Source organism: Fulvivirga maritima, assembly GCF_021389955.1.
GTDB classification, from domain to species: domain Bacteria; phylum Bacteroidota; class Bacteroidia; order Cytophagales; family Cyclobacteriaceae; genus Fulvivirga; species Fulvivirga maritima.
Genome location: NZ_CP089980.1, coordinates 2497529 through 2511078 on the forward strand (window position 1 = coordinate 2497529; position 13550 = coordinate 2511078).

General features: G+C 38.1%; 18 protein-coding genes. All 18 read left to right on the forward strand.

The window, feature by feature from the left end; genetic code table 11:
- Window positions 1-119: 119 nt before the first annotated feature.
- Entirely contained in the window at window positions 120-1658 is a 1539-nt protein-coding gene (gene flxA, locus LVD15_RS10580; protein ID WP_233780305.1) for a flexirubin biosynthesis tyrosine ammonia-lyase FlxA, read from the forward strand.
- Between the two features lie 78 nt (window positions 1659-1736).
- Window positions 1737-2462, forward strand: a complete 726-nt coding sequence (gene flxB, locus LVD15_RS10585; protein ID WP_233780306.1) for a flexirubin biosynthesis SDR family reductase FlxB — start codon at window positions 1737-1739, stop codon at window positions 2460-2462.
- A gap of 14 nt (window positions 2463-2476) precedes the next feature.
- Window positions 2477-3697 carry a beta-ketoacyl-[acyl-carrier-protein] synthase family protein gene (locus LVD15_RS10590; protein ID WP_233780308.1) on the forward strand — a complete coding sequence of 407 codons (1221 nt, stop codon included), beginning with the start codon at window positions 2477-2479 and terminating at the stop codon, window positions 3695-3697.
- A 15-nt stretch (window positions 3698-3712) separates the two neighbouring features.
- Window positions 3713-3961, forward strand: coding sequence for an acyl carrier protein (locus LVD15_RS10595; RefSeq protein WP_233780310.1), 249 nt, complete (start codon window positions 3713-3715; stop codon window positions 3959-3961).
- Window positions 3961-4845: a lysophospholipid acyltransferase family protein gene (locus tag LVD15_RS10600; RefSeq protein ID WP_233780312.1), complete on the forward strand. Its 885-nt coding sequence runs from the start codon at window positions 3961-3963 to the stop codon at window positions 4843-4845. The genes LVD15_RS10595 and LVD15_RS10600 overlap by 1 nt, the downstream gene beginning before the upstream one ends.
- Before the next feature lie 3 nt (window positions 4846-4848).
- Window positions 4849-5319 (forward strand): hotdog family protein, encoded by a 471-nt coding sequence (locus tag LVD15_RS10605; RefSeq protein ID WP_233780314.1) that lies wholly within the window; start codon window positions 4849-4851, stop codon window positions 5317-5319.
- A 3-nt stretch (window positions 5320-5322) separates the two neighbouring features.
- Window positions 5323-5742: an acyl-CoA thioesterase gene (locus LVD15_RS10610; RefSeq protein WP_233780315.1), complete on the forward strand. Its 420-nt coding sequence runs from the start codon at window positions 5323-5325 to the stop codon at window positions 5740-5742.
- 4 nt (window positions 5743-5746) lie between these two features.
- Complete coding sequence (locus tag LVD15_RS10615; RefSeq protein WP_233780316.1) at window positions 5747-5932, forward strand: hypothetical protein; 186 nt, start codon at window positions 5747-5749, stop codon at window positions 5930-5932.
- Window positions 5895-6896, forward strand: coding sequence for a beta-ketoacyl synthase N-terminal-like domain-containing protein (locus tag LVD15_RS10620; RefSeq protein WP_233780317.1), 1002 nt, complete (start codon window positions 5895-5897; stop codon window positions 6894-6896). Before LVD15_RS10615 ends, LVD15_RS10620 begins: the two co-directional genes overlap by 38 nt.
- On the forward strand, window positions 6886-7503 hold the full coding sequence (locus LVD15_RS10625; protein WP_233780318.1) for a beta-ketoacyl-[acyl-carrier-protein] synthase family protein: 618 nt from the start codon (window positions 6886-6888) through the stop codon (window positions 7501-7503). Before LVD15_RS10620 ends, LVD15_RS10625 begins: the two co-directional genes overlap by 11 nt.
- A 3-nt stretch (window positions 7504-7506) precedes the next feature.
- Window positions 7507-7761, forward strand: a complete 255-nt coding sequence (locus LVD15_RS10630; RefSeq protein WP_233780319.1) for a phosphopantetheine-binding protein — start codon at window positions 7507-7509, stop codon at window positions 7759-7761.
- Window positions 7762-7768: 7 nt separating this feature from the next.
- Window positions 7769-8965 carry a beta-ketoacyl-[acyl-carrier-protein] synthase family protein gene (locus tag LVD15_RS10635; protein WP_233780320.1) on the forward strand — a complete coding sequence of 399 codons (1197 nt, stop codon included), beginning with the start codon at window positions 7769-7771 and terminating at the stop codon, window positions 8963-8965.
- Entirely contained in the window at window positions 8962-9960 is a 999-nt protein-coding gene (locus tag LVD15_RS10640; protein WP_233780321.1) for a beta-ketoacyl synthase chain length factor, read from the forward strand. The genes LVD15_RS10635 and LVD15_RS10640 overlap by 4 nt, the downstream gene beginning before the upstream one ends.
- Window positions 9957-10721 (forward strand): polysaccharide deacetylase family protein, encoded by a 765-nt coding sequence (locus LVD15_RS10645; RefSeq protein WP_233780322.1) that lies wholly within the window; start codon window positions 9957-9959, stop codon window positions 10719-10721. Before LVD15_RS10640 ends, LVD15_RS10645 begins: the two co-directional genes overlap by 4 nt.
- A gap of 2 nt (window positions 10722-10723) precedes the next feature.
- A complete protein-coding gene (gene lolA2 / locus LVD15_RS10650; protein ID WP_233780323.1) occupies window positions 10724-11356 on the forward strand; it encodes a flexirubin biosynthesis/transport protein LolA2 in 633 nt (210 codons plus the stop codon).
- Window positions 11337-11936, forward strand: a complete 600-nt coding sequence (gene lolB2 / locus LVD15_RS10655; protein WP_502798029.1) for a flexirubin biosynthesis protein LolB2 — start codon at window positions 11337-11339, stop codon at window positions 11934-11936. Before lolA2 ends, lolB2 begins: the two co-directional genes overlap by 20 nt.
- Before the next feature lie 2 nt (window positions 11937-11938).
- Window positions 11939-12307 (forward strand): ApeI family dehydratase, encoded by a 369-nt coding sequence (locus LVD15_RS10660; RefSeq protein ID WP_233780325.1) that lies wholly within the window; start codon window positions 11939-11941, stop codon window positions 12305-12307.
- Between the two features lie 52 nt (window positions 12308-12359).
- Window positions 12360-13517 carry a DUF2062 domain-containing protein gene (locus LVD15_RS10665; protein WP_233780326.1) on the forward strand — a complete coding sequence of 386 codons (1158 nt, stop codon included), beginning with the start codon at window positions 12360-12362 and terminating at the stop codon, window positions 13515-13517.
- Window positions 13518-13550: the final 33 nt, after the last annotated feature.

A 13550-nucleotide genomic window follows, 5' to 3' on the forward strand; every position in this document is an offset into this window, starting at 1 on the left:
GCTTTTACCTAAAAATTGACAATTTATGACATTGTTTGGTAATTGCTTAATAATTTGTTTTGTAATTTACCGGCTAGTTAAGATATTAATTTCATTTTTTAATAAAACGTTTCATATTAATGGTTAAAATAGAAGTCGGCTCATTGTCACTAGCTGATATTGAGAAGGTTGTGTTTGAAGATGAATCTGTAAAACTATCTGATGATACAGCTAAAGTAATTGAACAAAGCCATAATTTTTTAAGCGAATTTTCTAAGAATAAGGTCATTTATGGAATCAATACTGGTTTCGGACCAATGGCTCAGTATAAAATAAATGAGGCTGACCAGAAAGACCTTCAGTTTAATCTTATTAGGAGTCATTCTTCAGGTCAGGGAGAATTAATTGACCCTATGGCTGTACGAGCTTCTATGCTAGCCAGGTTAAATACCCTTTCATTAGGCTATTCTGGTGTGCATGAGTCATCAGTTAATATTCTTGTAAACCTTATTAATCATAATATAACCCCTGTTATTTTTAAACATGGAGGTGTAGGTGCTAGTGGAGATTTAGTGCAGCTGGCTCACTTGGCATTGGTTATGATTGGCGAAGGAGAAGTGGTTTATGAAGGCCAAAGACAGCCAACCAAAGGCGTATTTGAGGAGCTGGGTATTGAGCCTATGCAAATAAAACTCAGAGAAGGGCTGGCAGTAATGAACGGAACCAGCGTGATGACGGGTATCGGTATAGTAAATGCTGTGAATGCTCAGACAGCTATTGGTTGGTCCATAGCTATTACTGCAATGATCTGTGAAATGGTTGATTCTTATGATGATTATTTCTCCCCTCAACTAAATGGAGCTAAAAAGCACCAGGGGCAGCAGCACGTGGCAGGCCTTATGAGAGGTATTATGGAGGATAGCAAATACATCCGTAAGAGAGAAAAGCAGCTATATGAAACTCTGGTAGAAGAAGAGGTGATCTCCAATAAAGTGCAGGAGTATTATTCTCTGCGCTGCGCACCTCAAATCTTAGGAGCTATTTATGAAACTATAAAAGAAGCACAAAAACTTCTGGTAGAAGAAATCAATTCGGCTAATGATAACCCTATAGTGGATGTTGAAAACCAAAATGTGTATCATGGCGGTAACTTCCATGGAGATTATGTGGCCTTTGAAATGGATAAGTTGAAAATAGCGGTAACCAAGCTATCTATGCTGGCAGAGCGACAGCTAAACTTCTTGATGAATCCGCACCTAAATGGCATACTACCTCCTTTTGCCAATCTGGGTAAATTAGGTTTTAACTTTGGTATGCAAGGGGTGCAGTTTACGGCTACTTCTACCACAGCAGAAAATCAGATGCTTTCAAACCCTATGTACATCCATAGTATTCCTAATAATAACGATAATCAGGACATTGTGAGTATGGGTACTAACGCAGCTAGCTGTGCAGAAAGAGTAATAGAAAATACTTTTGAGGTGCTGGCTATAGAAGTGATATCTGTAGTGCAAGCTTTAGATCACTTGCAAAAGGTAGATGGCCTTTCTTCTCAGAGTAAAAAGATCTATGAGCAGGTGAGAGAAATTGTGCCTGTGTTTAGTGATGATTATCCTTTGTATGGTAAAATAAAGGAGGTCAAAGAGTTTATGATGAAAAATTCTTTATTGAAGGTATAGGCATTTATTGGAAGTGAAATATTATATGAATAAATTGCAAATCCTTTTTTTTGAAGCAAAAAACGAACAATCAGGGGTATGAGTTATGCATTAGTTACGGGAGGATCCAGAGGGATTGGAAGAGCCATTTGTGTGCAGTTAGCCAAACAAGGATATGATATTATAATTAACTATTCATCTAATAAACAAGCGGCGGAAGAAACCCAGACAGCAGTAGAGCAGGAAGGTAAAAAAGCGTCATTGCTTCCTTTTAATGTGGCTGATAGAGCAGCCTGCAGGGCGGCAGTAGAGCAGTGGTATGCTGATAATGCTGATGAAAAAATAGAGGTATTAGTAAATAATGCCGGTATCCGTAAAGATAATCTCATGGTTTGGATGAAGGATGAGGAGTGGGATGACGTGATGGATATTAGCCTTGGAGGTTTTTATAATGTTACCAAAAGCGTTTTGCCGGAATTGATAAAGGCAAAAAAAGGAAAGATTGTAAATATAGTATCCTTATCAGGATTGAAAGGCTTGCCAGGGCAAACCAATTACTCAGCGGCTAAAGCTGCAGTAATAGGAGCTACTAAAGCACTTGCCCAAGAGGTAGCCAGAAGAAATATTTCTGTAAATGCGGTGGCCCCCGGCTTTATCAGAACAGAAATGACTCAAGATATTGATGAGAAAGATGTGAAAGGCCTGATCCCTATGAGAAGGTTTGGAACAGCAGAAGAAGTGGCCAGTGTGGTTGGATTTTTAGCTTCAGATGCTTCTTCTTATATTACGGGAGAGACAATATCAATTAATGGAGGCCTATATTAGTAAGTTGGAGTTAAATGAAAAGAGTTGTTATCACTGGTATTGGTATTTACTCGTGTATAGGTAAAAATCTTGAAGAAGTAAAAGATTCGCTATACCAAGGTAAATCAGGTATTGGAATAGATCCGCAAAGGAAAGAAATGGGATTTAGATCCGGGCTTACTGGTATTTTAGACAAGCCGGATTTAAAAGGTAGCCTGACCAGGAGGCAGAGAATAGGGCTTGCTGATCAGGGAGAATATGCCTATGTCTCTACTATCGAGGCCATGAAACAGGCCGGTATGGATGAAGATTTTCTGGCCTCTGGTGATGTTGGTATAATCTTCGGTAATGACAGTTCGGCAAAACCATGTATTGAGGCGGTAGACACACTCAGACTGAAAAATGACACAGCACTAATAGGTAGTGGCTCTATTTTCCAGTCTATGAATAGTACGGTTACCATGAACCTTTCTACCATTTTTAAGCTCAAAGGCATTAACCTTACCGTAAGTGCGGCTTGTGCCAGCGGCTCTCATTCTATTGGCTTAGGCTATATGATGATTAAAAGTGGTCTTCAGGAAAGAATTATCTGCGGAGGAGCTCAGGAAGTAAACTATCAGTCTATGGGTAGTTTTGATGGTCTGGGTACATTCTCAGTTATGGAAAAAGACCCTCATACGGCTTCTAAGCCCTTTGATAAAAATAGAGATGGACTGGTGCCTAGTGGAGGTGCCGCTACAGTAATTATAGAGAGCCTGGAGTCTGCTCAGGCACGTGGCGCTAGGATTTATGGCGAAATTTTAGGTTATGGTTTTTCTTCTAACGGAGATCATATCTCTCACCCTAATGTGGAAGGACCTACCAAATCATTAGAAATGGCGATAAAGCAAGCTAATGTTAAACCTTCTGACATTGAGTACATCAACGCGCATGCTACCTCTACTCTGGCAGGAGATTTAAACGAAGGCCGTGCCATACTCAATGTATTTGGTGAAAAGCAGCCTTGGTTAAGCTCTACCAAATCTATGACTGGTCATGAAATGTGGATGGCTGGCGCTAGCGAAGTGGTTTATTCTCTATTAATGATGCATAATTCATTCATCGCTCCGAATATTAATCTCAAAGACCCTGAAGATGAACTTAAATCTTTGAACTTTGTGTTTGATACGGTAGATAAAGACTTTAACATATTTTTATCCAACTCATTTGGGTTTGGAGGAACAAATTCTAGCTTAATCATTAAAAAATTTGATTAATATTTTTACGACGAGATGAACAAGGAAGAAATCATAGAAAGAATAAACGGATTCTTAGTAGAAGAATTTGAGGTGGAACCTGAGGTGATAGAGCCTGAGGCCAACTTAAAAGAAACCTTAGATCTGGATAGTTTGGATTATGTAGACCTGGTGGTAGAGATTGAAAGTAATTTTGGCTTCAAGGTTAATCCTGAAGATTTTGGTGGCATCACCACCTTTCAGGATTTTTATGACTATGTAATTCAGAAAGCCGAAGCAGTGTAATGTCATCCTGGAAAGGGAAGACCCGAGGCGGCCTTCTTGGTTATCAAATATTTATTTTCCTTATAAGGAAGTTAGGGTTGGGAGCGGCTTATCTGCTTCTTCGTTTTGTGGCTATGTACTACGTAGCCTTCGCCCCTAAATCTACAGCGGGTATATATAAGTACTTTCGCACTATTAAAATGCCCTGGCCCAAAGCTATGTTGTCGGTTTACCGAAGCTACTATGTGTTTGGGCAAACCCTTATAGACAAGATAGCGATTGGATCTGGCAGTGCTGATAAGTTTGCTTATACTTATGATGGTATTGAGCACCTGAGAGGATTAAAAGATACCGGCGGTATTTTACTTGGAGCACATTTTGGTAATTGGGAAATAGCCGGCTTCTTGCTTAATGACATTAACTTAACCACTAATATTCTTATTTATGAAGCGGAGCACGAGAAGATAAAAAATTTTCTCGATAAGGTGATGAATAGCAAACATGTGAAGATCATTCCTATAAAAAATGACCTTTCACATCTGTTCAAAATCAATAATGCGCTGCGAAATAAGGAAGTGATATGTATGCATGGAGATAGGTTTGTAGATGGTGCCAGAATAGTGGAAAAAACTTTTATGGGTAAAAAGGCCTATTTCCCTTTAGGTCCATTTAGTATGCTTACTAAGCTAAAAGTGCCTTATACTTTTGCCTATGCTGTAAGAGGGAAAGGAAGAGTTTATCACCTTTCTGCAACTCCAATACATGAAGTAACTACCTCTGCAGAACAGATATTAGATGATTATATAAAACATTTGGAAACCAAAGTGCTAAGCCACCCCCTTCAATGGTTTAATTACTATGATTTTTGGAGTAAGGATGTGAAAGGTGCCAGTGTACAATCATAAATAATGATAGAGATAACAAAAGAAAAGATTGCTAGCCTTTCTCCTCAATATGAAGGAGATGATATTCTTAAGTTTATTCCCCAAAGGAAGCCTTTCGTTATGGTGTCTTCCTTTTACCAATACGATGATAACTCGGTGCTTTCTGGTTTTGACATTGAGGAAAATAATCCTTTAGTGAAAAGCGGAATTTTTACTGAAGCAGGACTTACTGAAAATATGGCTCAGACAGCCGCATTATTTGCAGGTAGCACGGCTCAGGCACAAGGCGCAGCGGCTCCCGTGGGCTTCATAGCTTCTATCAAAGACTTACAGATAGTAAAAAGGCCTAAAGTAGGGCAGCATATTTATACTACCATAGAGATAGTGAATGAGGTAATGAATGTGCAGATAGCCCGAGCTCATGTTTTTGATGAAAACTTAGAAACCTGGGCTAAAAGTGAGATAAGAATTTTTCTGCAGTCTACAGAATCATAAATAATGCTAATAGATAATACGAAAATAAAGGTACGGTTTAGTGAAGTAGATAGTATGGGTATTTTGTGGCATGGCCATTATATTAAATACTTTGAAGACGGTAGAGAGAGTTTTGGAGAGAAATATGGGATAGGTTATATGGATGTGTATAATAACCATGGCTATATGATACCCATTGTGAAGGTAGATTGTAATTATAAAAGGCCGATAAAATATAATGATAAGGTGTCTTTAGAGACTACCTTTGTTAATACGCCAGCGGCTAAGCTCATTTTTACTTATCGTCTTTATAATACTGAAAATAATGAAACTTACGCTACTGGCAGGTCTGAGCAGGTTTTTCTTACTGAAGATAACCAGCTGTACCTTACAGTTCCTGATTTTTTAGTGGAATGGAAAAAGAAGTGGAAGGTTGAAAGCTAAGCATATGAAGATTTATTCCATTGCAGATAACATAACCAGCCCACTTGGCATTACTACAGCCGATAATTTTGAGGCATGTGTTAATAACGAGTCTGGTATTAAAACCATAGAAGATACTGCTCTTTACCCTACTCCCTTTTTAGGTGGGTTAATTGAAGAAAAAGGAATATCCTACGCTCTTTCAGAATAAAGATTATACACATCTGGAGCATCTCTTCATCCATTCAATTACTGATGCTTTACAACAAGTGCCTGAAATTGATAGAAAGAAGACTGCCTTAGTTATATCTACAACCAAGGGTAATATTGATTTGCTGGCTCCATCTTACAACGGTGAAATTCCTGCTGAGCGGGCTTTATTATCAAGCATAGCAAAAACCGTTTCTACATATTTTGGACTTGATCATGCCGGTGTAGTAGTGTCTAATGCTTGTATTTCTGGGGTTTCTGCTATACTTACAGCAAAAAGTTTTATAGAAGCCGGCTTATATGATCATGCCATAGTGGCCGGAGGAGATATTTTAAGTGAGTTTACGATAAGTGGATTTCAGTGCCTGAAAGCTATGAGTGATGAGCCATGTCAGCCTTATGACGCGGATAGGAAAGGGATCAGTCTAGGAGAAGCATGCGGCACCATGATTTTGAGTAATGACCTTGAGCTAGCTAAAGATGAAAATCAGGTGATAGAAATATTAGGTGGAGGTCAGGCCAATGATGCTAATCATATCAGTGGGCCTTCCAGAACAGGAGAGGGGCTAAAGGCTGCGGTAAACAAGGCCGTGCAAGCATCAGATATTTCTATTGAGGATATTGATTATATTAATGCTCATGGTACAGCCACTTTATTTAATGATGAAATGGAAGCCATTGCTTTTGATACATTAGGTATGGCTCAGGTGCCATTAAATAGCTTAAAAGGATTTTTTGGTCATACTTTGGGTGCTGCCGGGGTAATTGAGTCTATCATGACTACCGAGCAGATGAAAAGAAATTTACTCATCGGTACCAGGAATTTTAAAAATATGGGGGTGAGTAAGCCACTAAATATCATTGAAGCCGCAGTGCCAGGGATTAAATCTACTTATGGATTAAAAACCACTTCAGGGTTTGGAGGTTGTAATGCCGCTGTAATATTTGAGAAATATGGGAATTAAAGTATTAAAATACGCAGAGATAAGCATGTCTCAAGCCAATAAAAATGGTGAGGTCATAGCGGAGAACATCAACCATCTTTCTGCTAAAGAATATTTTAAGGAAATATATAAGACGTTAGAGCTGAAGTACCCTAAGTTCCATAAAATGGATGGGCTTTGTCAGCTCGCCGTGCTGGCTACCGAGTTGCTCATAGGAGAAGGCGATTATACAGGTAATAAAACAGCAGTTATACTAGGGAATAAAAATTCATCTTTATCTTCTGATACTCAGCATTATGAGGCTATATCTTCCAAGGAAAACTATTTCCCTAGCCCATCGGTTTTTGTTTATACCTTGCCTAATATAATGCTGGGCGAGATTTGCATTAAGCATAAAATTACTGGTGAGAACTCCTGCTTTATGATGGAAAACATGGATGCGGAATTTTTGCATACTTATGTTACCCATCTTTTTGAAGCAGATAATTACAAATATTGTATTACAGGTTTTGTGGATTTTACTGAAGAAAATTACATTGCAAAACTTTTTCTTACAGGGAGAGTAGATGGTTCAGTAACGGAACCTACTTATGAATTCGATATAACATTCAACAAAATTATACCTTAATTAATGGAACAGCTGAAGGAAAATTTAAAGGTAGCTATTATAGAAGCCCTTAACCTTGAGGATGTAAGCACAGAAGAAATTGATAATGATGCCCCGCTTTTTGGCGCCGGCCTGGGCTTAGACTCTATAGATGCGTTAGAGCTAATAGTACTTTTAGAAAAGGAATATGGTGTAAAGGTAGAGAACCCCGAAGAGGGGAAGGATATTTTCCAATCTATCAATACCATTGCAGCCTTTATAGAAAAGAATAAAAAGTAAGTTTATAATGTCTAAGGTATACATTACCGGTTTTGGGATAGTTTCTTCATTAGGAATTGGGGTAGAGATAAACCTGACATCACTAAAAGGGTTTAAGAGTGGTATTAGTATGCCTTCATTTTTACAGACAAGTCATAAAGAGCTGCCTGTAGGAGAACTGAAGTTCTCTAATGTTGAGCTTTGCGAAAAGCTCGAAATAGAGAAATGCAAGTATTTATCTCGTACTACTTTATTAGGGCTTTTGGCCGCTAAAGAGGCTATTGAAATGTCTTCTTTAAAGGAAAGTGATCTCAAACGAACCGCATTAATTAATGGTACCAGCGTTGGGGGTATGGATATATCTGAGCTGGCTTATCCTTCTGTTTTAAATAGTACGCTTGAAGAATATCGTAGAACTTTTCAAAACCATGATTGTGGAGCTATTTCGCAGTATATGGCACGCCACCTTCATGTTCATGGACATATAGAAACCATAAGCACGGCTTGTTCGTCTTCTGCTAATAGTATAATGAATGCCGGCCGGCTTATTAAAGCAGGCATGGCTGATCAGGTAATTGCTGGCGGTACAGATGCCCTTTCTTTATTTACATTAAATGGTTTTGGCGCCTTAAAAATATTAGACCCCAAACATTGCAAGCCATTTGATGCTACCAGAAAAGGACTTAACCTGGGAGAAGGGGCTGCTTTTTTAGTTTTAGAATCTGAACGATCAGTAGAAAAGCGTGGGGTGCCAGTGCTAGGGCAGTTGGTGGGGTATGGAAACTGTAATGATGCTTACCATCAGACGGCTTCATCTCCTGAAGGTCTGGGGGCTTACCTGGCAATGGATAAAGCGCTGAAAGTGGCCAATTTATCACCTCAACAAGTAGATTATATAAACGCTCATGGTACGGGCACACAGAATAATGATATGTCTGAAAGCCAGGCCATAAAAAAGATATTTTCTGACAATATTCCTGTTTATAGCTCTACCAAAGCATTTACAGGACACACTTTAGGTGCTGCCGGAGCTATAGAGGCAGTGTACTCATTATTATCTATCAGGGAGCAAATAGTATTTCCTAGTTTAAATGTAGAAGAGCCAATGGATGTACTTCCAGATCCTATCACTGAATTGCGACCTACTAAAATTCAGAACGTTTTATCTAATTCTTTAGGCTTTGGAGGCAATAGTACATCATTAATTTTTTCAGCAGCTTCATGAAAATTTACATCAATTCTACATCGGCCATTACTCCGCAGCAGTCATTTGATAAGGAGCTGTATTTAAAAGATTGGGCTAGCCAGGAGGGAGCTTACCTCAAGGCACTAGAGCCAGTCTACAAAGATATAATCAACCCCAGGCTGCTTAGGCGCATGAGCAGGATCATTAAAATGGGTGTAGCTACCAGTCTTACCGCTTTGAAGGAAGCCGGAGTGGAGCAGCCCGGAGCTATAATAGTAGGCACGGGTTTAGGCTGTATTCAGGATACAGAGAAGTTTTTAGCTGATATTGTCACTTCTGAGGAAGGAATTCTTTCTCCTACAGCTTTTATTCAGTCTACTCATAATACTGTGGCTGGTCAGATAGCCTTGTTGCTGGGCTGTAATGAAGATAATTTTACTTACGTGAACAGAGGCCATTCCTTTGAAAATGCACTTATGGATGGAGTGCTAAGAATAAAGGAAGGCAATAATCATATTTTGGTAGCCGGGGCCGATGAAATGACTGAAGAAGTGGCGGCCATAATAAAGGCTATGAATTATGATCAAGTAGATATCTGGGGTGAAGGAGCTAGTGCTTTTGTGCTGTCCTCAGGGAGCCAGGAGTCATCTGTGGAGCTAAGAGGCGTGTCAGCACTTAATCACTTGTCAGAAGCAGAGGTGAGTGAAGAGTTGATACAATTTCTTAATGCTCATGAGCTTACTCCTGCAGATATTGATGCCGTAATTGTAGGCGTGAATAAAGAAGATGACAGCTATCTGAAGGCTGTAAAAGAAGTAATTCCGGATGCAGCAATGGCTAATTTTAAAAGAGTTACTGGTGAGTACTTTACAGCGGTAGCATATGGATATCAGCTCGGGGTGAATGCACTTTTAACAGAATCAATCAGTGGACAATTGATTATAGAGAAGGGGAAAAAAGACTCTTTTAAAAACATACTGGTATATAATCATTACTTTGGTTTTAACCATTCATTTGGTTTATTATCAAAATGAGTAAGTTTCAAAAGCTCCGGATAGTATTCATTATTACCCTGATCCTATTAGTAGCTTGTGACTATTTTTTGTTTTTTATTCCCTGGTGGGGATACCTAATACCTATCAGCTTTTTTATTGGTAGTATTGCAGTAGGGTCTTCCGTGCTGAGGTTTAATTTTTTTGTTCATAGTAATAACTACTCAGAAGGAAAGCAAAATAAAATAGCTTTAACTTTTGATGATGGACCAACCGAATACACTGAAGAAATATTATCCCTTTTAGATCAATATGAAGCCAAGGCTTCTTTTTTTGTAATTGGTAAAAAAGTAGAAGAGAGGCCTGAGTTAGTTAAAAAAATATTTGATGCTGGCCATGTGGTGGGTAATCATTCGTATTCACATCATTTTTTCTTTTCTCTGTTTTCTAAAAAAAGAGTTATATCAGAAATAAGGAAAACTAATGAGCTGATAAAGAACATCACAGGTCAAGATAAAACTTATTTCCGTCCGCCTTATGGTGTTACCAATCCTTCGATTGCGGCTGCACTAAAGGAGGTAGAAATGCCGGTAATTGGTTGGAATATCAGATCTTTTGATACCGCCACAGACGATGCAAAAAAGGTGTCGGCTAAAGTAATTTCTATGATTAAACCCGGGAGCGTTATACTTTTGCATGATAGTCTGCCCCATGCGGCTGAAATTTTGGACGAAATTTTGCAGTATAGCAAAAGAAATAATTATAAATGTGTGACCGTAGAGGAGGTCTTTAAGCTTAAGTAGTTATGTATAAGTTAGTTATTGGTTTGTTGCTTGTTTCTGTTACAGCATTACATGCGCAGAATGAAGAGTTTGCAGCCATGAAAAATATAGAACCTTTCAAAAAGGGAATTAGTGAGATGGCCCAGAGCACTACCTCTATTAAGGCGTCTTTCAGACAGGAAAAATATTTAAGTATTCTTTCAGAGGCAGTGGTTTCTTCAGGAGAGATGTACTTTAAAAAGCCAGGAAAGCTCAAGTGGGCCTATACAAATCCTTATAATTATGCCATAGTTCTTAATGGCGAAGAAATAAAAATTAATGACGAAGGAAAGGTAAATTCTTTTGCTATCAATAATAGTAAAGTATTTAAAGAAGTTAATGACCTGATAATTAAGAGCGTTCAGGGAGATGTGCTTCAAGAAGATCGGTTCGATATAGTTTTTAAAGAGAGCAAGAATTTATACCTTGCGCAACTTACTCCAATTAATAAGAACATTAAAGACTATATCACTCACATAGATGTATATTTTGAAAAGGATGATTTCAGTGTAAATAAACTTCAGCTTTTTGAATCTGAAGAAGACTATACTTTGATCACATTTCAGAAAAAACAATTTAATGTGAGTATTCCTGACAATGAATTTTCTTTCCAGTAAACTTTTCAGAGTAGTTTTATTCTTTTCCCTTTGCATCTTTTGTAGTAAAATAAGGGCGCAGGAGTTATTAACCCCAAAGTCGTTTCTAGATTCTGGCAAGCCCTTGTTATATAATGCTGTATTCCAGTATAAAGAATATAGCTTTAGCGGATTAATGGTGCTCAAAAAGCAAGGGCAAAATTACCGAGTGGTATTGCTGTCTAAACTGGGACCAACTATTATGGATTTTTTACTTACCGAGAATGGTTTGGAATACATTACCGCCCCTGATGTGATGAAAAAGAAACTGGTGGCTAAGCTTATGGAGCAGGACTTTGACCTGCTGGTATTACATAAGCTGGATGATAAGCAGAAGGTAAGAAAAAGAGGTAATGGATTCAAAGTGAAAGGAAAACAAGCCATAAAGCTTAGGTTAGATAATGAATCCAGAATAATAAAAGCTAGAACAAATAATTTCTTCTCCACATTTAAGAGTAGGGCAGTATTTTACTATACTAATGATGATGCCATACCTGATGAGATGTGTCTTTCTCATAAATTTGTGAAAATGAAGATAGAAATGAATTTATTAAGGCAGTAGATATGTTAAACGGGAGTTTATATACAATTAGCAAGTGCGAAGGAGCTGATGGACAGATAGAGTCAGAGCTGGCTTTAGATCAGAATCATCCCATTTTTGAAGGGCACTTTCCGGGGCAGCCAGTATTGCCAGGAGTTTGTTTATTGGAGATGCTTAAAGACTTGCTTAGCACTTATAATGGCACTGAATATATGCTTAATAATGGCAGCAACATAAAATATATGAAGATGGTAGACCCAAGGCAGAGCCCGGGACTCACTTTTAAAATCACACAGAAGGTTGATGGTGATCAGCTTCAGGTAAGTGCGACTTCATTTATGACTAATGGTGATGCTAATTTTAAATTCAAAGGCCTTTTTGTAAAAGAATAGTCGTTTAATGAATTACAAGTCGCGCTTCAAGGCACATAAGTGCTGCATCATTATGCCTACTTATAATAATGACCAAACACTGGAACAGGTCATTGAGAGCATATTACCTTATACTGATGATTTAATAGTGGTAAATGATGGAGCTACTGATAATACTGCTAACATTCTGGGAAAATTTACGGGGCAGATTCAAGGCATAACCCATGAAGAGAATCAGGGTAAAGGTATTGCTTTGCGCAATGGTTTTAAATATGCATTGGAGCAAGGCTATGAATATGCCATAACCATTGATAGCGACGGACAACATTTTGCTGATGATTTTTCTTCCTTTTTACAGGAAATAGATGATAATCCTAATACGCTGGTAATAGGAGCCAGAAATATGACACAGGAAAATGTGCCAGGCAAAAGTAGCTTTGGTAATAAGTTTTCTAATTTCTGGTTTTGGGTAGATACTGGTATCAAGCTTACAGACACTCAGTCTGGCTTTAGGCTTTATCCTATTAAAGCTATGCAAGGTACGCGTTACATTACTTCTCGTTTTGAGTTTGAAGTGGAGGTAATAGTAAAAGCAGCCTGGAGGGGAATTGAAGTGAAGAATATTCCTATTAAGGTCCATTATGAGCCAGGCAAGAAGCGTATTTCACACTTTAAACCAGCGAAAGATTTTACTAGAATAAGCATCTTAAACACCTGGTTTTTTATTCTGGCATTAATCTACTACATCCCTAAGCGTTTTATTCTATCGCTTACCAGAGAGAACATCAGGAAGTTTTTAAAAAAGCATTTGTTCAATAAAGAGGAGCCTGTTAGAACTAAAGTTTTTTCTATAGGTTTTGGAGTGTTTATGAGCATCTTTCCCGTTTGGGGTTATCAGATGATTATTGGGGTAGCGATATCTCATCTTTTAAAGTTGAATAAGGCTTTGGTTTTAGTTGCTGCTAATATTAGCTTGCCTCCTTTTATTCCTTTCATAATTTTTGGAAGCTATAAACTTGGTGGCCTTTTTATGGAAAACCCTAAAAATAATTTACTTTTTAGTTCAGGAATATCATTTGAGAATATAAAAGATAATTTGTTTCAATATTTAGTAGGAGCAGTAGTGCTTTCTGTTATTATGGGAACCTTTGCCAGTGTAGTAACCTGGTTATATTTTTTAATAAAAGGCTCTAATGAACATGAAAAGGAAAATTCTATTACATCTCACTGATAATCTCCTTACATTTACGAGCATTTTTGCGGC